Raw genomic sequence first — 17,502 nt, forward strand, 5'->3', positions numbered from 1 at the left:
ATGGGTTTGTTCGATAAACTGAAATCTCTGGTTTCTGATGATAAGAAAGACACCGGAACTATTGAGATTGTTGCTCCGCTCTCTGGCGAGATCGTCAACATCGAAGACGTGCCGGATGTAGTTTTTGCTGAAAAAATCGTTGGTGATGGCATCGCTATCAAACCAACCGGTAACAAAATGGTTGCTCCTGTTGACGGCACCATCGGCAAAATCTTTGAAACCAACCACGCTTTCTCTATCGAATCCGACAGCGGCATTGAGCTGTTTGTTCACTTCGGTATTGATACCGTTGAACTGAAAGGCGAAGGCTTCAAACGCATCGCTGAAGAAGGTCAGCGCGTGAAAGTGGGCGACCCGGTTATTGAATTCGATCTGCCGCTGCTGGAAGAAAAAGCCAAGTCTACCCTGACTCCGGTTGTTATCTCCAACATGGACGAAATCAAAGAACTGATCAAACTGTCCGGTAGCGTGACCGTGGGTGAAACCCCGGTTATCCGCATCAAGAAGTAATTCTTGCCGCAGAGAAAAATGGCGCCGATTGGCGCCATTTTTTTATACACTTCATCCGCCATTAAATGTGTGCAGTCACCGGGCGATAACACGCCTCGCGCATCAGGATTTTCATGCCCTCCGGCCCGCTCTCCAGCATCCGTCGTTCCGAATCCGCCACTAACAACTCACAGTCGTAACCACCCGCAATGCCGAACATAGCCCGCGCCACGCAGATATCTTCCAGCGCCGCTGTCCCGCAGGTATCAAAGTGTCCAACCATACGCCCATTCTGACGAACCACCAGCCGGTAACTCTTCATCGCGCCTCCCCTGCCGGTGGCAGAATTAATTCATCACAACCGCACTGGTGCGTCCACGTCATCACGTCCAGCACCCGCTGTGCAGCATCGTGCGTCGCGGTCGTCAGCGCTTTCCCCATCACAAGGCCGCTCACCAGCTCGGCACAGAACAGATCGCCAGTCCCCTTCAGATCCGTTTTCACTCGCGGATGAGCTAACACCTCAACCGTTTCAGCCGTCACCACCGCAACATGAATAATCTCTTCCGTATCCCCCGGCGCACTGGTGATCACCACCCATTTGAGGGTGTCGGTGAGCAGTGATTGTGCCGCCGTAATGGCTTCATCAAGCGTACGACACGGCTTTCCGCTCAGCATTTGCAGCTCAAACACATTTGGAGTCAGCCCCTGAGCCAGCGGCAGCAGGTGCTGACGATAAGCCTCCGGAATTTCGGCTTTAACATACATACCGCTATCCGTATCGCCAATCACGGGGTCGACCAAAATGCACAGGTCCGGATGCGTGGTCAGAACGGTTTTCAGCCACTGTGCCAGCAAGGCGATTTGTTCCGCGCTGCCCATGTACCCTGTCGTCACCGCCTTTAGCTCGCGCAAGGCATCACGCTCGTTTAAGGCGCGGAGATAACCGCTAAACCAGTCTGCTGGAATAACGCCGCCGTAGAAGGTTTCATAATGCGGGGTATTACTGAACAGCACCGTAGGTACTGCCGTCACGCGTAACCCCTGCGCTTTAATGGCCGGGACGGCGATGCTGTTACCTACGCTGCCATAAACCACCTGTGACTGAACGGCGACGATATCGGTCTGTAACGCCCGATGCGTGTCGTCGAAGAGCACTGACTGGATATCACTCTCCTGCTCCATAAATTTCTCCTCTCGCTGGACAGCGGGTCTACGCCTCACTATTATCGTCATATGCTAAAATTCATTTTGTCATAGGTCAATAATGATCGACGGAAAAACCGCTAACGAAATTTTTGACAGTATCCGTCAACATGTCACTACAGGCACGCTGGCAGTGGGAGAAACGTTACCGCCAGTGCGGGAACTGGCAACGGAATTAAACGTCAACCGCAATACTGTCGCGGCGGCTTACAAACGCCTGGTCACCTCCGGGTTGGCACAGAGCCTGGGACGCAACGGTACGGTGATTAAGGGGATTACTGCCCCCGTAGCACTGGAAGGTGGTAATCCGGATACTCCGCTTATCGATCTTTCCGGCGGTAATCCAGCGCCCTCGCGACTTCCTGACCTGAGTAATTATTTTGCGAAGATAAATAAGAGTCCGCGCTTGTACGGCGATGCCGCTGTGTCACCTGGACTTAAGGCGTGGGCATCAGAATGGATGCAAAATGCAATGCCCGACAAAGGGGAAATTGATATTACCAGCGGTGCCATTGATGCTATCGAACGGCTACTGTGCGCCCATTTGCTGCCTGGTGATAGCGTTGTCGTAGAAGATCCATGCTTTTTAAGCAGCATCAACATGCTGCGCTATGCTGGATTCTCAGCAAACCCGGCCAGCGTTGACCGCGAAGGCATGCTGCCGGACCAGCTGGAACTCGCGCTACAGAAAGGCGCGCGGGCAGTAATTCTGACACCGCGCGCGCATAACCCGACAGGATGCAGCCTGAGCGCCTCACGCGCGGCGCAATTGCAGGAAATTCTGGCCCGCTATCCGCAGACGCTGGTGATTGTCGACGACCACTTTGCGCTGCTATCTGCTTGCCACTGGTATCCGGTGATTGCGAAGGAAACCACGCACTGGGCGGTTGTCCGGTCGATGTCAAAAACGTTAGGACCAGATTTACGCCTGGCCATTGTGGCCAGCGATCCGCTCACTTCAGGGAAGCTACGTTTAAGGCTTAACTCCGGCAGTCAGTGGGTCAGCCATCTGCTGCAGGATTTGGCCTGCGCCTGCCTGAATGACGAGACTTACCAACACACGCTGGCGCAAACTCAGCAATTTTACGCCGCCCAGCAGCAAAAGTTGACGGCAGCTCTGCGGCGACATGGCATTGAGTTGCCCGTTGGTGACGGTCTGAATATATGGCTACCGCTGGAAGATAACAGCCAGGCGATCGCTTTTGCGCTGGCAAAGTCCGGCTGGCTGGTACGCGAAGGCGAAGTGTTTGGCGTCAATACGCCTGCCCACGGCCTGCGCATTACGCTGTCAACATTATCAGACAGCGACATTGATAAGCTGGCGACTGATATCCATCAGGCGCTAAAGCGCTAACAGGAGAGAAAAAGTGCGAGTTCATTTTGTTATTCATGAGTCTTTTGAATCTGCTGGCGCGTATCTGCCGTGGGCTGAATCACGCGGCTATACCATCACCTGGTCGCACGTTTACGCCGGGGAAGCGGTCCCTGCGAACGCGGATGGCTTCGATATGTTGGTGGTGTTTGGCGGTCCGCAGTCACCACGAACCACGCTGGCAGAGTGTCCGTACTTTGATTCTCAGGCCGAGCAGCATCTGATCAATCAGGCGATTGCGGCACGTAAAATTGTGGTGGGGATCTGCCTGGGTTCACAGTTAATCGGCGAAGCGCTGGGTGCGAAGGTGTGCCAGAGCCCGGAAAAAGAGATTGGTCACTACCCGATCACCCTGACCGAAGCAGGCCAACAGCATCCGTTGTTCAGCCATTTTGGTTCACCGCTTACCGTCGGTCACTGGCACAACGACATGCCTGGATTAACCGACCAGGCGACAATTCTCGCCACAAGCGAGGGCTGCCCGCGACAAATCGTACAATACGGTAATTTCGTCTATGGTTTTCAGTGCCATATGGAATTTACGGCTGATGCTATAGAAGGGCTTATTCAACACTCCGAACAAGAACTGGCGGAAGCTAAAGGCAAGCGCTTCATCCGCTCCGTTGAAGAGATGCGCGCATGGGATTATCAGCAGATGAATGAGAAGCTGTGGCAATTCCTTGATAAGCTTGTGGAAAAACGTAACGATTGATTATGGCAGGCCGGATAAGACGCTTTACGTCGTCATCCGGCGATCGTGCCGTACGTTTGCCTGATGCCGCTATGCTTATCAGGCCTACAAACTAAATCCCTGATCCCTGGTTAAAGTGCTCTTCGCCAAACACGCCGGTTGAAAGGTAGCGATCGCCGCGATCGCAGATGATCGCCACCACCACCGCTCCCGGATTTTGTTCGGCCACGCGAATCGCTCCGGCTACTGCGCCGCCGGAACTGACGCCGCAGAACACACCCTCTTTCACCGCCAGCGCGCGCATGGTGTTTTCCGCATCGTTCTGATGAATATCCAATACCTCATCCACCAGCGAGGCGTTAAAAATGCCCGGCATATATTCCGCAGGCCAGCGGCGAATTCCCGGAATACTACTGCCCTCTTCCGGCTGCAGGCCAACGATGGTAACCGCTTTTTCTTGCTCACGCAGAAAACGCGACACACCGGTAATGGTGCCTGTTGTTCCCATACTGGAGACAAAGTGGGTAATACGACCTGACGTCTGCTGCCAGATTTCCGGTCCTGTGGTGGTGTAATGCGCGTATGGGTTATCCGGATTATTAAATTGGTCGAGAAGTTTACCTTCTCCGCGCTGCGCCATTTCAAGAGCTAAGTCACGCGCGCCTTCCATCCCCTGCTCTTTGGTCACCAGAACCAGTTCAGCCCCGTAAGCACGCATCGCCGCTCGGCGCTCCTGGCTCATGTTGTCTGGCATCAGCAGCTTCATGCGGTAGCCCTTCAGCGCGGCGATCATTGCCAGAGCAATTCCGGTATTACCGCTGGTAGCCTCGATCAGCACATCACCAGGCTTAATTTCTCCACGTTTTTCCGCTTCGACAATCATCGACAGCGCAGCCCGGTCTTTCACCGAACCCGCGGGATTATTCCCTTCCAGCTTGACCCAAATTTCACTGCCGTTATCCGGCGCCAGACGTTGTAGTTTCACCAGAGGCGTATTGCCAATTGTTTGTTCTAATGTGTTCACGTTTTGAGCTCGTAAAAAAGCCCGGGGGCGCAGCGCTTACCGGGCGATAAACATACTTTTTAACCTATCAGGCAGATTCCGCCAGAGCAAGTTCCTCTTCACGCGTTTCAATACGCTGGTCACCGTTATACAGACGCGCATTTTGCAGCCCGACAAACAGCCGCTCGCCGCGGCTTGGGGAATCATCGCCCTGCATGATGACCGTCAGCGGTTCGTTATACCACCCCAGCGGTTGCACAACTAATTGGGTGTAGTGTCCTTTCGGGCTGGCTTCCAGTACCTGTACCGGCAACGGCGAATCCAGGCTGGTACGACGGCTCACGTCCACTTCCCACGGACGCAGGAACAGATCAACCGGTCCCTGATAACCAGGCGTATAACCCAGTGGCCAGCGGTGTGCGCCCACGTGGAATTGGCCGCCGCGAATCGTCCCCTGCAGGCGGTTAACCTCCCCCATAAACTCCAGCACAAAACGGGTAGCCGGTTCGCGCCAGACTTGATCCGGTGCATCAGCCTGCTCGATATGACCCTGACTCATCACCACCACGCGATCGGCAACTTCCGTCGCTTCTTCCTGGTCGTGGGTAACAAACACGCTGGTGAACTTCAGCTCTTCATGCAGCTGACGCAGCCAACGACGCAGCTCTTTACGTACCTGCGCATCGAGCGCGCCAAACGGCTCGTCGAGCAGCAGAATCTGCGGCTCTACCGCCAGCGCACGCGCCAACGCCACACGCTGCTTTTGCCCACCAGAAAGCTGCGCCGGGAAGCGGTCCGCCAGATGAGCCAATTGAACCATCTCCAGCAGTTTGGTGACTTTTGCTTTGATGGCCGCCGCATTCGGGCGCTCACGCCGTGGCAGGACCGTCAGACCAAACGCGATATTGTCGAAAACGGTCATATGACGAAACAGCGCATAGTGCTGGAATACGAATCCCACTTTACGGTCGCGAGCATGCAAACGACTGACGTCGGTGCCGTGAAAACGGATATGCCCGCTGGACTGATGCTCCAACCCGGCAATAATGCGCAGCAGCGTGGTTTTGCCCGAGCCGGATGGCCCCAGCAGCGCGACCATCTGACCTGAAGGAATATCCAGCGAGATATCGTTCAGCACCTGGGTGCGACCAAAAGACTTCTTAATATTGGCAATCTCAATGCTCATGATTTTCCTCCTGCTGCGCGCGTTTCTCCTGGTTCTCCAGACGCCATTGCAACATGCTCTTCAAAAACAGGGTAATAATCGCCATCAGCGTTAATAGCGCCGCGGCGGTAAAAGAGCCGACCGTGTTGTAGTCCTGCTCCAGTAATTCAATTTGTAGCGGTAGCGATAGGGTTTCGCCGCGAATCGAGCCGGATACCACCGACACCGCGCCAAACTCGCCAATCGCACGGGCGTTGGTCAACACCACGCCGTACAGCAGCGCCCAACGAATATTCGGCAGCGTAACGCGGCGGAACATCTGCCAGCCGGACGCGCCCAGCAACACAGCCGCTTCATCTTCATTACTGCCCTGGCTTAACATCACCGGCACCAACTCGCGCACCACAAACGGACAGGTCACGAATACCGTCACCAGCACCATCCCCGGCCAGGCAAACATAATTTGCAGATTATGCTCATCCAGCCATCCACCCAGCGGACCGTTAGAGCCGTAAAACAGCAGATACACCAGGCCGGCAACCACCGGCGAGACGGCAAACGGAATATCCAGTAACGTCAGCAGAAGTTGGCGTCCTGGGAAGTTAAAACGGGTCACCAGCCAGGCCAGCAACACACCAAACACCAGGTTCACCGGCACCGCAATCAGCGCAATCAGCACCGTCAGCCAGATGGCATGCAGCATGTCCGGGTCTGCCAGGTTCTGTAATACCGGCATTAATCCCTTGCTGAACGCCTGCACGAAGATGTAAATCATCGGCACCAGCAAAATAAACGCGGAGACCAGCATGCCCGTGCCGATCAGAAACCATTTCCCCCAGTTGATGCGGGGTGCGCCATAGCGTTTCAATTGGGTAATGTCTGCCATCAGTGACCTACCACACGTCGACCAAAGCGACTTTGCAGGGTGTTAATTGAAAACAGCAGCAACAACGAAGCCCCGAGGATCACAGAAGCAATCGCGCTGGCGGCCGGGTAGTCAAACTCCTGCAAGCGAACAAAAATCATCAGCGAGGTTACTTCCGTTTTCCATGCGATGTTCCCAGCGATAAAGATAACCGCGCCAAACTCACCGAGGCTTCGGGTAAACGAAAGCGCAACGCCCGCCACCAGCGCGGGGGACAGCTCCGGCAGCACCACTTTACGGAAACTCTGCCAGCGCGTAGCACCGAGCGTTTCTGCGGCTTCTTCATATTCGGGACCTAATTCTTCCAGCACCGGCTGGACGGTACGCACTACAAACGGAATGCTGGTAAACGCCATCGCCACCGCGATACCAAGCCAGGTGTAGGTCACCTTGATATCCAGCTTCGCCAGCCACTCGCCGTAGAAGCCATTAACCGAAAACAGCGACGCCAGCGTCAGACCCGCCACCGCTGTAGGCAGCGCAAACGGCAGATCCATCAGTGCATCCAACAGCGTACGGCCCGGAAAGCGATAGCGGGTTAAGATCCACGCCATCAGCAAACCGAACACGCCGTTAAAAATCGACGCCACAAACGCCGACAGCAGCGTCACTTTATAAGCCGCCACCACCTGCGGATTGGTAATCACATCCCAGTATTGCGCCCAGCTCATTTGTGCCAGTTGCATCACCAGCGCGCTCAGCGGCAGCAGCAATATCAGGCAGACAAACAGTAAGCTTGTACCCAGGCTCAAAGTGAAGCCGGGCAGCACGCGTCGGGAAGAAACAGCAAACATTTACTTACGCCCCGCCGCCAGCAGTTTGTCCAGCTCTCCACCGCTGACAAAGTGTGTTTTCATCACTTCAGGCCACGAACCAAACTTATCTTCCACACGGAACAATTCGGTCTGCGGGAATTTATCTTGCTGTTTGTCCATCACCTGCGGGTTATTCACGCGGTAGTAGAAATCGGTAATAATGGTTTGCGCCTGCGGGCTGTACAGCCAGGTCAGGTACGCTTTAGCTGCTTTTTCAGTACCGTTGGCTTGCACATTTTTATCTACCCAGGCCACCGGGAATTCGGCGAGGATATTGGTTTTCGGGATAACCACTTCAAAACCCTGCGCTTCATACTGTTTACGAATGTTGTTCACTTCTGATTCGAAGCTGATCAGCACATCGCCCAGACCGCGCTCTGCAAAGGTGGTGGTAGCACCGCGACCGCCGGTATCAAACACTTCGACGTTTTTCAGAAACTGGGTCATGAACTGTTCGGTTTTGGTTTTATCACCACCGTCGGCTTTATCCGCAGCACCCCACGCCGCCAGATAGGTATAGCGCGCGTTACCGGAGGTTTTTGGGTTCGGGAAAATCAGTTTCACATCAGAACGCACAAGGTCATTCCAGTCATGAATGTTTTTCGGGTTCCCCTTACGCACCAGGAAACCCATGGTGGAATAGAACGGCGAGCTGTTATTCGGCAGGCGGCTTTGCCAGTCGGCGGGGATCAGTTTGCCTTTGTCATGCAGGATCTGCACGTCGGTGACCTGGTTATAGGTCACCACATCGGCTTTCAGCCCCTGCAGAATCGCCAGCGCCTGTTTTGATGACCCGGCATGAGATTGTTTAATCGTCAGTTTGTCACCGCCGTTATCCTTCGCCCATTGCTGTTCAAACGGCGGATTAAGGGCGGCAAAAAGCTCACGGGAAACATCGTATGAACTGTTCAGCAGTTCCGTTGCCTGCGCCTGCCCCACCAGCAACAGCATGGCTGCCAGCGTCAGTGTTCTTTTTTTCAGTAAGTTAACGGCCATTGCGCACCCTTATAAATTTAATGACTTTCTTATGGTCATCATATTTATAACCAGTGCTAAAGGAGTAACGGTTTTATATACCGTTTGATGATTTGAAAGTTGAAAAGAGAATAAGAGAATCCCTCCCCACACCGAGTGAGGAGGAGACCGGCATCAATCAGACGCCGACGCTAACGCTTTCAGGCAGGGTGCTACCGCCATCAATCACGTTTTGCGTGCCAGTTAAGTAACTGGACTCATCCGAGGCCAGGAACGCCGCCAGTTCACCGACCTCAAGCGGACAGGCCAGACGACGCATCGGGATCGCTTTCGCCATTTCGACTAAAACGGATTCAGGATCTTCCGGGTTAGATTGACGCGCAATGCTTTCCGCCATCGGCGTACGAACGTAGCCTGGGCAAATGGCATTAACGCGAATGCCTGACTGCGCATATTCTACCGCCAGGGATTTGGTCAAACCGATGATTGCGGCTTTCGACAGTGCGTAGGCCGTTTCGCCCGGGTCGGCAACCATATCGCCGGTCACCGATGACATCATCACGATGCGCCCATCTTTGCGCGCAATCATCTCCGGCAGAACGGCTTTCGTCACATTCCAGACGCCTTTAATGTTGATATCAATGTGGAAATCGCGATCTTCATCGCTCATATCAAGGAAGTTGCCGAGGCGGCATACGCCGGCATTGTTCACCAGAATATCGATTTTGCCTTCAATCTGCTTCGCGCGCATCACCGCTTCCTTGACCGACGCAAAATCTCTGACGTCAGCGTGAACGGCTGTGCAACGGTGCCCTCGCCCAGCCAACTCATCCGCCAGTTTTTCAATCTCATCGGAGATATCCAGCAGAATTAAGTTCGCACCATGGCGGGCAAACGTTCTGGCGATACCCTCGCCAATACCCTGAGATGCGCCCGTAATCAATGCTGTTTTGCCCGTGAGTTTTCCCATTTCAATATTCTCCTTTTGAATATGAAGCCTTCGCTTCATTCACGCAGAAGATACAGCAATAACAAATTAGTGCTGAGGAATAGCTCACTAAATCAGGTTAATCTCAGGTAAAAAAAATCCCCGACGATGCGGGGATGTCTATTTCGTGGCCGATAACAGGATCAGATCGCCATTACAGCGCCATTAAACGGTCCAGCGACGGTGCAAAGTAATAGCCGCCGGTTACCGGTTTGGTGAAGCGCAGCATTGCATCACGCTTACCGTCGGTGTCACCAAACATGCTCAGCAACTGTTGTTCAATGTTGTGCAGACGGGCGCAGTAGGCGCAGAAATAGAGACCATGCGTGCCGCTGGCAGTGCCGTATGGCAGGCTCTGGCGCACAATTTTCAGCCCTTTACCGTCTTCTTTGAGGTCAACACGGCTCAGGTGAGAGGTGACCGGACGGTCATCACCGTCGATCTCTTCGTTGGCTTCCTTGGTGCGGCCAATCATCATTTCCTGGTCATGGATGCTCATGCGATTAAGCTGCTTCAGGTTATGTTCCCAACGCTGCACAAACACATAGCTGCCACCGGCATCCACACCATCTTTGATAACGGCGACTTCACGGCGCGTTTCTTCGCCTGCCGGGTTTTCCGTACCGTCAACAAAGCCGCTGAGATCGCGCTCTTCGACCCAACGGAAACCGTGGATTTCTTCTTTGACTTCAATACAGTCGCCATATGCTTCCATTGCCGCCTGCGCAACGGAGAAATTCACGTCATGACGCAAAGAGAGAATATGGATCAACACGTCATATTGGGTTGCTGGTGCCAGACCTTTACCATAAGGGATAAAGTCTTTTAACTCTTCAGCACCGACGCCGCCGCTCAATGCACGCCAGGTGTTGTTGCCAAAAGCGACAACCGCGCCCAGATGCGCATCCGGGAACTTAGCTTCAAAGGTCGCCAGCTTATCGGCGAAGGTTTTGCTGGCCGCACGCAGGGCCTCAACGTCGCCTTTAACATTGGCTTCAATCCAAATCGCCGCACGGCAATGTTCTGGCAAAATGCCACTCTGAACCTGAGACATTGTTCCTCCTGAAAAAAAGATGCCACGACATCGTGGCATTGATGGGCGCTATTCTACCTGTTTTTTTAACAAGCCGATTTGTTCAGACGCAAATTAACGCCGCCAGATAATTTTGCTTACTTTCCACGCTTTCAGCGTGTCGTCAGACGGCATTATATCCTCAGGCCCGCTCCATTCACCGGAAAAAATATAGCTAATATGTTGACTTCCTTCAGCTTTACACTCAACGCCCGCGCTGTCATCGCCGGTTGCCTTTTGGCAATTACCGAAAGCTTTAGTGTAAAGGTCGCTAAACGGTGTACCGATTTCGACACCCGCGACTGACGAAATATCGTGGTCTAACACATCAATACGACTAATGGTTCCCTGGCTGCCATTGATGACTATCGCCAGCTTGTCGTCTTTCATCGCTTCATAGAAGCGCACCACATTTCCGTTATCAGTCTTCATCCCGCTACGCAGGCGGTAATCACCGTCCAGCGCATCAGCAATGGCTTTTTCATCCAGCGGTGTCGCGCCCGTTAACGCTCCGACGCCCTGCTCTGTGACCTGCGTTGAAGAACCAAACCAGTTCCACGGATTAGCGGCAGACCAGTTCACCGAGGACAACGTTGAACACCCGGCCAGTAGCAGCGGCATCGCGCATAAAGTCAAACGCAGTGATTTCATTTCACTTCCTTCCTTATTTATCAACGTTGCTTGGAGTCCGGTTTCCCCAAAAAGTGCCGTTATTCTTTCTCAAGGGAAAAACAGGCGCGCAGACGTTGATTGGTTAACAGCCAGATCAGTGCGACGATATCCGCCACCAGCAGCGCCAGCCCGACACCGTTGAGCGGATCGCCTGTCAGCCACATCACCGGCTGCCAGCACAGCAGCACCAGTTGAGCGAGAATCAATAATCCGCGCAGCCTGCGCCAGATTACCGGAAACGCAAAGCGTCGCCCGCTGAGTAAAAACGCCAACACGGCGGGAACGCCGGGGAGCAAACCCAGCCAGAATGCGTCATGATCGGGATAAAACAGATTCAGCAACGTGTTGCCCTGCTCACGAGAAGAACCGGCTATCACAAACAAAACCCAGGTGCGTGCCTGTAACAACAGTACGCACCAGAAGAGAAAAGGCAGGCGCAGACGCCCATGACCGTCATAGTCGGCCGGATGAAACTCAGTACTCTTCATCTTCAATCAAACGCTTGCCCAGATTGAGTACATCCGCATGTTCATAGCCCAGACGTTCATACATGCCCTGTACGACGTCGTTATCGTCACGCACCATGATTTGAATCTTCGGGCAACCGCGGGCAATGAGCTTTTTCTCCAACCGGTTGAGTAGCGCATTAGCGATACCGCGACCGCGAAACTCAGGATGCACGCCCAGGTAATAGGCGGAACCGCGGTGCCCGTCGTATCCGCCCATCACCGTACCGACCACCTCACCGTTCACTTCAGCGACGAGGAATAAGCTGACGTCATGATTGACTTTACGTTCGATGTCCATTTCAGGGTCGTTCCATGGACGCAGCAAATCACAACGCTCCCAGAGGGTGATCACCTCTTCGAAATCTTCCTGGCGAAAAACGCGTATTTCCATGGTATTGGTTACCTTTTCAGGACGTTAAAAAGCGATTATGGCGCGAACGGCTGATTTAGCCAATATCTGACGCGAAGCGGCGGAAAAAATGGCATAATACGGAATTGTCACGTATTGAAATGAAAAGTAAAACAATTCTTATCTCGATCCGTCGCAACGGACTACGCGATACGATATAACGTTTAGAACCTTTTTTTACAACTCAGGCCGTATGAGCACTTTTAAACCACTAAAAACACTCACATCGCGCCGCCAGGTGCTGAAAGCCGGGCTGGCCGCCCTGACGCTGTCAGGCATGTCGCAAGCCATCGCTAAAGAAGAAGCGCTAAAGACCAGTAATGGACACAGCAAACCGAAAGCGAAAAAATCAGGCGCTAAGCGCGTTGTTGTTCTTGATCCGGGGCACGGCGGGATTGATACCGGCGCAATTGGTCGCAACGGATCGAAAGAAAAGCACGTGGTGCTGGCGATTGCCAAAAACGTGCGCTCAATCCTACGCAACCAGGGGATTGATGCACGCCTGACCCGCTCCGGCGATACGTTTATTCCGCTCTACGATCGCGTCGAGATCGCCCACAAACATGGCGCAGATCTTTTCATGTCGATCCACGCCGACGGTTTTACCAATCCGAGCGCTGCGGGTGCTTCGGTCTTTGCCTTATCCAATCGCGGTGCCAGTAGCGCCATGGCGAAATATTTGTCCGATCGTGAAAACCGGGCCGATGAAGTCGCCGGGAAGAAGGCCACCGACAAAGATCATTTGTTGCAGCAGGTGCTGTTCGATCTGGTGCAAACTGACACCATAAAAAACAGCCTGACGTTAGGCTCGCATATTCTTAAGAAGATCAAGCCGGTACACCGTCTGCACAGTCGCAGCACGGAACAAGCCGCCTTCGTGGTGCTAAAATCACCTTCGATTCCGTCGGTCCTGGTCGAAACCTCGTTCATCACCAACCCGGAAGAAGAACGATTACTGGGGACGGCTGCGTTTCGTCAGAAAATCGCCACCGCTATCGCCAATGGCATCATCAGCTATTTCCACTGGTTTGATAACCAGAAAGCACACTCGAAGAAACGTTAACCATGAAGCCCGATGTACAACGCGTAAAACAGTTCCTGCTCAGCCTGCAGGATGAGATTTGTCAGCAGTTATCCACCGTAGACGGCACCGAATTTGTTGAGGATAACTGGCAACGCGAAGCGGGCGGCGGCGGGCGCAGTCGAGTGTTGCGTAACGGCGGTATTTTCGAGCAAGCAGGCGTCAACTTCTCTCATGTCCATGGCGATGCAATGCCGGCCTCGGCTACTGCGCATCGCCCGGAGCTTGCCGGGCGTAGCTTTGAAGCGATGGGCGTCTCGTTGGTGGTGCATCCGCAGAATCCTTACATTCCGACCAGCCATGCCAACGTACGTTTTTTTATCGCGGAGAAACCGGGCGCCGACCCGGTGTGGTGGTTTGGCGGCGGCTTTGACTTAACGCCCTACTACGGCTTTGATGAGGATGCAGTTCACTGGCACCGCACGGCGCGGGATCTATGCCAGCCGTTCGGCGATGACGTTTATCCCCGTTACAAAAAGTGGTGCGATGACTACTTCTTCCTCAAGCACCGCAACGAGCAGCGCGGCATTGGCGGGCTGTTCTTCGATGATTTGAATACGCCAGATTTCGAGCACTGCTTCGCCTTTATGCAGGCTGTTGGAAAGGGTTATACCGAGGCGTATTTGCCCATCGTTGAGCGCCGCAAAGCAATGAGCTGGGGCGAGCGTGAACGCAATTTTCAGCTTTATCGTCGCGGACGCTATGTGGAATTTAACCTGGTGTGGGATCGCGGCACATTATTCGGTTTGCAAACCGGCGGGCGCACGGAATCGATTCTGATGTCGATGCCGCCGCTGGTACGCTGGGAGTATGACTGGCAGCCAGAAGCGAACAGCCCGGAAGCCGCCCTTAGCGAGTTTATTCAGGTCCGCGACTGGGTGTAATGGCCTGATAGCGACACAATTCGTAGGTCGTAGGCCGGATAAGACGCAAGGCGTCGCCATCCGGCACGGTATCAATCAATAGCCAATATTAATCTTTTCCGGGATGGGGTATTGATTTGATTTCACATCAAATTTTACCGACCAGCGCTTATTGATTTTTTCACCATTTAATAAACCGGTTGAATGAAGAAGCATATCTGAATAGCCATCACTGCCCGAGGGTGAAAATGTTACCTGCGTGTCTAAATCATCCACGTCATCTTGTTTATTCATGTTACTCAAGGAGTCTCTATTACTGGAATGCGTGGGAAGACTCGCGATAAGATGGATGTCTTTTCCTTCTGCTATATAAAACTGCTGAAAGGTTTGTTCATAGCCCTGCAACATATAGCTTGATTCCAGCACCACCCCCCACTTTTCGCCAATTTTTACCGCTTTCGCACTCCCCGATGTTCCCATACGACCATAACCTTGCGTGGTTTCACGCGCGGAGATAGTGTTTCCCTTGAGATACCAGATATCAAACGACCCAGTATCCGGTTCCGATATTTCGTGAAATTACCGCACATCACAATAATCCGCTGCTCACCCGAGGTTTGTTTATCCAGACAATTAGAGTATTCCAGTTCAGGGCGCTCTTTTCTCAGCCAAATACGATCATGGGATTCATCCACGGAGGCCTGGTAGTATTTTATTAGTGAGTCAGGAAGTTCATCTTGTGCCAGAACGGGCAGGCTCAATATGAGAAGGCAGAAAGACAGTAGTCCTTTTTGCATGTTTAAATGTCCATATTTAAAAAGAAGATATTATCATCTGGACATGCAATACATCATTACCCGATATTAAATTCAGAAAATAACCAGATGTCGGCCCCCAGGCCGGATAAGACGCAACGCGTCGCATCCGGCACAATGATTTCATCACGCCCACTGGCGCATACGCTGATGCAGCGTCAACGAAGGTTTCTCCGCAAACAGTTGCTGGTAGTCGGTAGCAAACTGCCCTAAATGCCAGAATCCCCACTGCATGGCGGCGTCTTTCACCGTTGCACTCTGCGACCACGGGCTTATCAACTCACGGCGCACGGCGTTCAGGCGAATACGTTTCAACCAGGCATTCGGGCCAATACCGAGGATCGCGTGAAAGGCGTTTTGCAACGTCCGGCGGCTAACGTGCAGTTGATTGCATAAGTCGAGCACGGTCAGCGGCTCTGACATATTTTCCAGCACATATTCGCGCGCACGCGACAGCAAGCGACGATAGCTCTGATGGCTGATGCTCTCCGCAGTCATAATCGGCTGCGCTTCTTCCAGCATAGTCCCCATCGCCAGCAGCAGGTTATCGCCCAACACTTTGCGTACCGCAGGTTGGCGAAGGTTTTCCGGGTTTTCGCTAAACGTCGCCAGCGCCTGCTGCACAAAGCCCCATAGCGCGGCTTTGTGTTGTTCTTTCACTTCCAGCGCCGACTGGTTGCGCAGCATATGCAACACCCTTTCCGGGTTATGCAGGAAGTTGGCCTGACGGGCAATGGCCTCTTCAGAAATGACGACACCCAAAATGGTGTAGTCATCCGGCGTACTTAGTTCAAACTCCGTCCCGCCTGGGCGGGTGGCAATTTCAGCGTTACCCAAACACTGGGTACCAATAAATCCCTGCTCGCCGCGCGTGGCCGGAATGCCAAACCAAAATGAGTTTGGCCAGACAAGGCATGACTGACGCAGCGCCAGTCCGGTGTATTCACGGAACACCTGAATATCATCGAGCAGGATTTCCGTGAACTCGCCATGAAATTTTCCCGGATGCAGCTGGTCGTAGATCTGCTGCCAGGCTGTAATCGTCAGCGCGTGCTCATACACATCCGTTGTTCGCCGTTGGTGAACGTTGTCCACTTCCACTTTCGGCGTCAATTTAACGTCTTCGGGTAATACTTCATGATAAAGATGGTGCAAGTTTGCAGTACGGTTCTTTTTCATGATCTTTTAAGCCGGAAGCTTCAACGAAGCCCCCGGCCCTCCGACAGGTTAATTTTTTAAGCGATAGCGACTACTGCGTTTACGCAACGCTCCGTCAGAAAAGAGCTGTTCCAGCGCATTTCTGGCTTCATCAAGTGACCAGCCAAAGTGGGCAGCCACTTCCCCTGCCGTCATTCCTTGACGGACCGATGTTAACAGCGCCAGTAATTCATCAGAGGATTCAGATGACACAGGTGCTTCCTGCGTCTTCTCTGGGGCCACATCTGACTTCACTTCAGGCTTCTGCTCTGGTTTCTTCGGTTCTGGTTTCTTCGGCTGGCGTTTAAAACCGCCGATCAGCCACTGGGTGTCATCGTCCGGCCGGCCTATTTCCTTACGGCTGATAACACGGCCTGTACGCGCTGCAGCTGCACTGCCAGCATCCAGCGCTGCTCGGCATGCCGCCAGATCGCCTTCCACCACCAGCGTCAGCCGACCAGGATCGAGCACTTCGTGGCTAAGCAGGCGCACATTCGCGGCTTTCAGCATGGCATCGGCCGCGTCCACGGCAGCCACCATGCCATCCACTTCCAGTAATCCCAGTGCATTGATCATCACTACCTCTCTTACGCGCGCTGGATTGGATTACGGGCAATATCCAGAACGGCATCGGCAAAGGCGTTACATGCGGCTTTACAAGCGGCCTGGCTACCGGTCAAAAACGCTGCTGAATAGTTGGTTTCTGACGGCGGTGGTACATAGGTTACCAGTTGTACATCGGCAGATTTCAGCGCGGCATCAATACCAAATGTCGCTTCCAGCGGCGGTGCTACCAGATACGCCATCGGATCGCCCAGTCGGCATCCCGCGGTCGCGGAAAGATACGAACCGGTACGCGAAACCACATGCGCCAGGAAGGCGGTATCTTCTGCGTCATTCGCCCACTGGAATGCCGCACCGCTTTCAATATTGGCCACCATCGCGTCCAGACCCGCGCGAACTTCGGCCGGGTTTGGTCCACCGAGCATAATCAGCACTTCGCCCGAGGTTGGAGAGGGACTGTGCGCCGCACCGGCATACAGCGAGCGGCCATAAACCACTTCCACCATCGCCTGTTTTGTCGCTTCATCTGCGGCAATATACGCCACGTCATCAGAGTCTGCTGTGATGAGTCCGAGGCTACGTATATGTGGCGGTAATTTAAGTTCGCGGGCAAAACCGTCATTTACCGAGGCAATCACACGCATCGCGGTGACTGAAGGTCTAATCAAATCTAATGCTGGCATGATGCCTC

21 protein-coding genes are annotated in these 17,502 nt (G+C 53.5%); 5 read left to right on the plus strand and 16 right to left on the minus strand.

Going from position 1 to position 17,502, the window contains the following annotated elements:
• Window positions 1-510: a PTS glucose transporter subunit IIA gene (gene crr / locus SK34_RS04755; RefSeq protein WP_000522253.1), complete on the plus strand. Its 510-nt coding sequence runs from the start codon at window positions 1-3 to the stop codon at window positions 508-510.
• Between the two features lie 61 nt (window positions 511-571).
• Here the strand turns inward: crr and SK34_RS04760 are convergent, their stop codons facing one another.
• Both SK34_RS04760 and pdxK read right to left on the minus strand, forming a co-directional pair.
• The gene (locus SK34_RS04760) at window positions 572-811 is read right to left on the minus strand and encodes a hypothetical protein (protein WP_003038077.1); all 240 of its coding nucleotides are present in this window, start codon (window positions 809-811) and stop codon (window positions 572-574) included.
• The gene (pdxK, locus tag SK34_RS04765; protein WP_003838557.1) at window positions 808-1,674 is read right to left on the minus strand and encodes a pyridoxine/pyridoxal/pyridoxamine kinase; all 867 of its coding nucleotides are present in this window, start codon (window positions 1,672-1,674) and stop codon (window positions 808-810) included. Before pdxK ends, SK34_RS04760 begins: the two co-directional genes overlap by 4 nt.
• An 82-nt stretch (window positions 1,675-1,756) precedes the next feature.
• Between pdxK and ptsJ the strand changes: the two genes are divergently transcribed.
• Window positions 1,757-3,049 (plus strand): MocR-like B6 salvage transcription factor PtsJ, encoded by a 1,293-nt coding sequence (gene ptsJ, locus SK34_RS04770; protein WP_048232486.1) that lies wholly within the window; start codon window positions 1,757-1,759, stop codon window positions 3,047-3,049.
• A 13-nt stretch (window positions 3,050-3,062) separates the two neighbouring features.
• Window positions 3,063-3,779, plus strand: coding sequence for a type 1 glutamine amidotransferase (locus tag SK34_RS04775; protein ID WP_003838553.1), 717 nt, complete (start codon window positions 3,063-3,065; stop codon window positions 3,777-3,779).
• A gap of 91 nt (window positions 3,780-3,870) precedes the next feature.
• On the opposite strand, the gene cysM is transcribed toward SK34_RS04775, so the two are convergent.
• From cysM to SK34_RS04825, 10 genes are all read right to left on the minus strand, one after another.
• Window positions 3,871-4,782, minus strand: coding sequence for a cysteine synthase CysM (gene cysM, locus SK34_RS04780; RefSeq protein ID WP_003838552.1), 912 nt, complete (start codon window positions 4,780-4,782; stop codon window positions 3,871-3,873).
• 67 nt (window positions 4,783-4,849) lie between these two features.
• A complete protein-coding gene (gene cysA / locus SK34_RS04785; protein ID WP_003847288.1) occupies window positions 4,850-5,947 on the minus strand; it encodes a sulfate/thiosulfate ABC transporter ATP-binding protein CysA in 1,098 nt (365 codons plus the stop codon).
• Window positions 5,937-6,812, minus strand: coding sequence for a sulfate/thiosulfate ABC transporter permease CysW (gene cysW / locus SK34_RS04790; RefSeq protein WP_003038064.1), 876 nt, complete (start codon window positions 6,810-6,812; stop codon window positions 5,937-5,939). The genes cysA and cysW overlap by 11 nt, the downstream gene beginning before the upstream one ends.
• Entirely contained in the window at window positions 6,812-7,645 is an 834-nt protein-coding gene (gene cysT / locus SK34_RS04795) for a sulfate/thiosulfate ABC transporter permease CysT (RefSeq protein ID WP_003038061.1), read from the minus strand. Before cysT ends, cysW begins: the two co-directional genes overlap by 1 nt.
• A complete protein-coding gene (gene cysP / locus SK34_RS04800; RefSeq protein WP_003038059.1) occupies window positions 7,646-8,662 on the minus strand; it encodes a thiosulfate/sulfate ABC transporter substrate-binding protein CysP in 1,017 nt (338 codons plus the stop codon).
• A gap of 157 nt (window positions 8,663-8,819) precedes the next feature.
• A complete protein-coding gene (ucpA, locus tag SK34_RS04805; RefSeq protein ID WP_003038057.1) occupies window positions 8,820-9,611 on the minus strand; it encodes an SDR family oxidoreductase UcpA in 792 nt (263 codons plus the stop codon).
• A 172-nt stretch (window positions 9,612-9,783) separates the two neighbouring features.
• Window positions 9,784-10,683 carry a porphyrinogen peroxidase gene (gene yfeX, locus SK34_RS04810; RefSeq protein ID WP_048232488.1) on the minus strand — a complete coding sequence of 300 codons (900 nt, stop codon included), beginning with the start codon at window positions 10,681-10,683 and terminating at the stop codon, window positions 9,784-9,786.
• Window positions 10,684-10,776: 93 nt separating this feature from the next.
• The gene (locus SK34_RS04815) at window positions 10,777-11,352 is read right to left on the minus strand and encodes an RpoE-regulated lipoprotein (protein WP_016150735.1); all 576 of its coding nucleotides are present in this window, start codon (window positions 11,350-11,352) and stop codon (window positions 10,777-10,779) included.
• A 59-nt stretch (window positions 11,353-11,411) separates the two neighbouring features.
• Window positions 11,412-11,861: a DUF2919 domain-containing protein gene (locus tag SK34_RS04820; protein ID WP_048232489.1), complete on the minus strand. Its 450-nt coding sequence runs from the start codon at window positions 11,859-11,861 to the stop codon at window positions 11,412-11,414.
• Window positions 11,848-12,273, minus strand: a complete 426-nt coding sequence (locus tag SK34_RS04825) for a GNAT family acetyltransferase (RefSeq protein ID WP_003038048.1) — start codon at window positions 12,271-12,273, stop codon at window positions 11,848-11,850. The genes SK34_RS04820 and SK34_RS04825 overlap by 14 nt, the downstream gene beginning before the upstream one ends.
• 211 nt (window positions 12,274-12,484) lie before the next feature.
• Between SK34_RS04825 and amiA the strand changes: the two genes are divergently transcribed.
• Both amiA and hemF read left to right on the plus strand, forming a co-directional pair.
• A complete protein-coding gene (gene amiA / locus SK34_RS04830) occupies window positions 12,485-13,354 on the plus strand; it encodes an N-acetylmuramoyl-L-alanine amidase AmiA (RefSeq protein ID WP_003038046.1) in 870 nt (289 codons plus the stop codon).
• A 2-nt stretch (window positions 13,355-13,356) separates the two neighbouring features.
• Window positions 13,357-14,256 carry an oxygen-dependent coproporphyrinogen oxidase gene (gene hemF, locus SK34_RS04835; protein WP_048232491.1) on the plus strand — a complete coding sequence of 300 codons (900 nt, stop codon included), beginning with the start codon at window positions 13,357-13,359 and terminating at the stop codon, window positions 14,254-14,256.
• Between the two features lie 75 nt (window positions 14,257-14,331).
• On the opposite strand, the gene SK34_RS24910 is transcribed toward hemF, so the two are convergent.
• The 4 genes from SK34_RS24910 to eutL form a co-directional block, all read right to left on the minus strand.
• Complete coding sequence (locus SK34_RS24910; protein ID WP_231588741.1) at window positions 14,332-14,715, minus strand: hypothetical protein; 384 nt, start codon at window positions 14,713-14,715, stop codon at window positions 14,332-14,334.
• A 461-nt stretch (window positions 14,716-15,176) separates the two neighbouring features.
• On the minus strand, window positions 15,177-16,229 hold the full coding sequence (eutR, locus tag SK34_RS04845; RefSeq protein WP_003038041.1) for an HTH-type transcriptional regulator EutR: 1,053 nt from the start codon (window positions 16,227-16,229) through the stop codon (window positions 15,177-15,179).
• A gap of 48 nt (window positions 16,230-16,277) precedes the next feature.
• Window positions 16,278-16,823: an ethanolamine utilization microcompartment protein EutK gene (locus SK34_RS04850; RefSeq protein WP_003838538.1), complete on the minus strand. Its 546-nt coding sequence runs from the start codon at window positions 16,821-16,823 to the stop codon at window positions 16,278-16,280.
• Between the two features lie 11 nt (window positions 16,824-16,834).
• On the minus strand, window positions 16,835-17,494 hold the full coding sequence (eutL, locus tag SK34_RS04855; RefSeq protein WP_003838537.1) for an ethanolamine utilization microcompartment protein EutL: 660 nt from the start codon (window positions 17,492-17,494) through the stop codon (window positions 16,835-16,837).
• Window positions 17,495-17,502: the final 8 nt, after the last annotated feature.

This window comes from Citrobacter sp. MGH104 (assembly GCF_001034485.1).
GTDB classification, from domain to species: Bacteria; Pseudomonadota; Gammaproteobacteria; order Enterobacterales; family Enterobacteriaceae; genus Citrobacter; species Citrobacter freundii.

Excerpts from the sequence above, each read along its gene's own strand:
- crr (WP_000522253.1), top strand. The coding sequence starts at position 1 with ATGGGTTTGTTCGATAAACTGAAATCTCTGGTTTCTGATGATAAGAAA.
- SK34_RS04760 (WP_003038077.1), bottom strand. The coding sequence starts at position 811 with ATGAAGAGTTACCGGCTGGTGGTTCGTCAGAATGGGCGTATGGTTGGA.
- pdxK (WP_003838557.1), bottom strand. The coding sequence starts at position 1,674 with ATGGAGCAGGAGAGTGATATCCAGTCAGTGCTCTTCGACGACACGCAT.
- ptsJ (WP_048232486.1), top strand. The coding sequence starts at position 1,757 with ATGATCGACGGAAAAACCGCTAACGAAATTTTTGACAGTATCCGTCAA.
- cysA (WP_003847288.1), bottom strand. The coding sequence starts at position 5,947 with ATGAGCATTGAGATTGCCAATATTAAGAAGTCTTTTGGTCGCACCCAG.
- cysW (WP_003038064.1), bottom strand. The coding sequence starts at position 6,812 with ATGGCAGACATTACCCAATTGAAACGCTATGGCGCACCCCGCATCAAC.
- cysT (WP_003038061.1), bottom strand. The coding sequence starts at position 7,645 with ATGTTTGCTGTTTCTTCCCGACGCGTGCTGCCCGGCTTCACTTTGAGC.
- cysP (WP_003038059.1), bottom strand. The coding sequence starts at position 8,662 with ATGGCCGTTAACTTACTGAAAAAAAGAACACTGACGCTGGCAGCCATG.
- ucpA (WP_003038057.1), bottom strand. The coding sequence starts at position 9,611 with ATGGGAAAACTCACGGGCAAAACAGCATTGATTACGGGCGCATCTCAG.
- yfeX (WP_048232488.1), bottom strand. The coding sequence starts at position 10,683 with ATGTCTCAGGTTCAGAGTGGCATTTTGCCAGAACATTGCCGTGCGGCG.
- SK34_RS04815 (WP_016150735.1), bottom strand. The coding sequence starts at position 11,352 with ATGAAATCACTGCGTTTGACTTTATGCGCGATGCCGCTGCTACTGGCC.
- SK34_RS04820 (WP_048232489.1), bottom strand. The coding sequence starts at position 11,861 with ATGAAGAGTACTGAGTTTCATCCGGCCGACTATGACGGTCATGGGCGT.
- SK34_RS04825 (WP_003038048.1), bottom strand. The coding sequence starts at position 12,273 with ATGGAAATACGCGTTTTTCGCCAGGAAGATTTCGAAGAGGTGATCACC.
- amiA (WP_003038046.1), top strand. The coding sequence starts at position 12,485 with ATGAGCACTTTTAAACCACTAAAAACACTCACATCGCGCCGCCAGGTG.
- hemF (WP_048232491.1), top strand. The coding sequence starts at position 13,357 with ATGAAGCCCGATGTACAACGCGTAAAACAGTTCCTGCTCAGCCTGCAG.
- SK34_RS24910 (WP_231588741.1), bottom strand. The coding sequence starts at position 14,715 with ATGGGAACATCGGGGAGTGCGAAAGCGGTAAAAATTGGCGAAAAGTGG.
- eutR (WP_003038041.1), bottom strand. The coding sequence starts at position 16,229 with ATGAAAAAGAACCGTACTGCAAACTTGCACCATCTTTATCATGAAGTA.
- SK34_RS04850 (WP_003838538.1), bottom strand. The coding sequence starts at position 16,823 with ATGATCAATGCACTGGGATTACTGGAAGTGGATGGCATGGTGGCTGCC.
- eutL (WP_003838537.1), bottom strand. The coding sequence starts at position 17,494 with ATGCCAGCATTAGATTTGATTAGACCTTCAGTCACCGCGATGCGTGTG.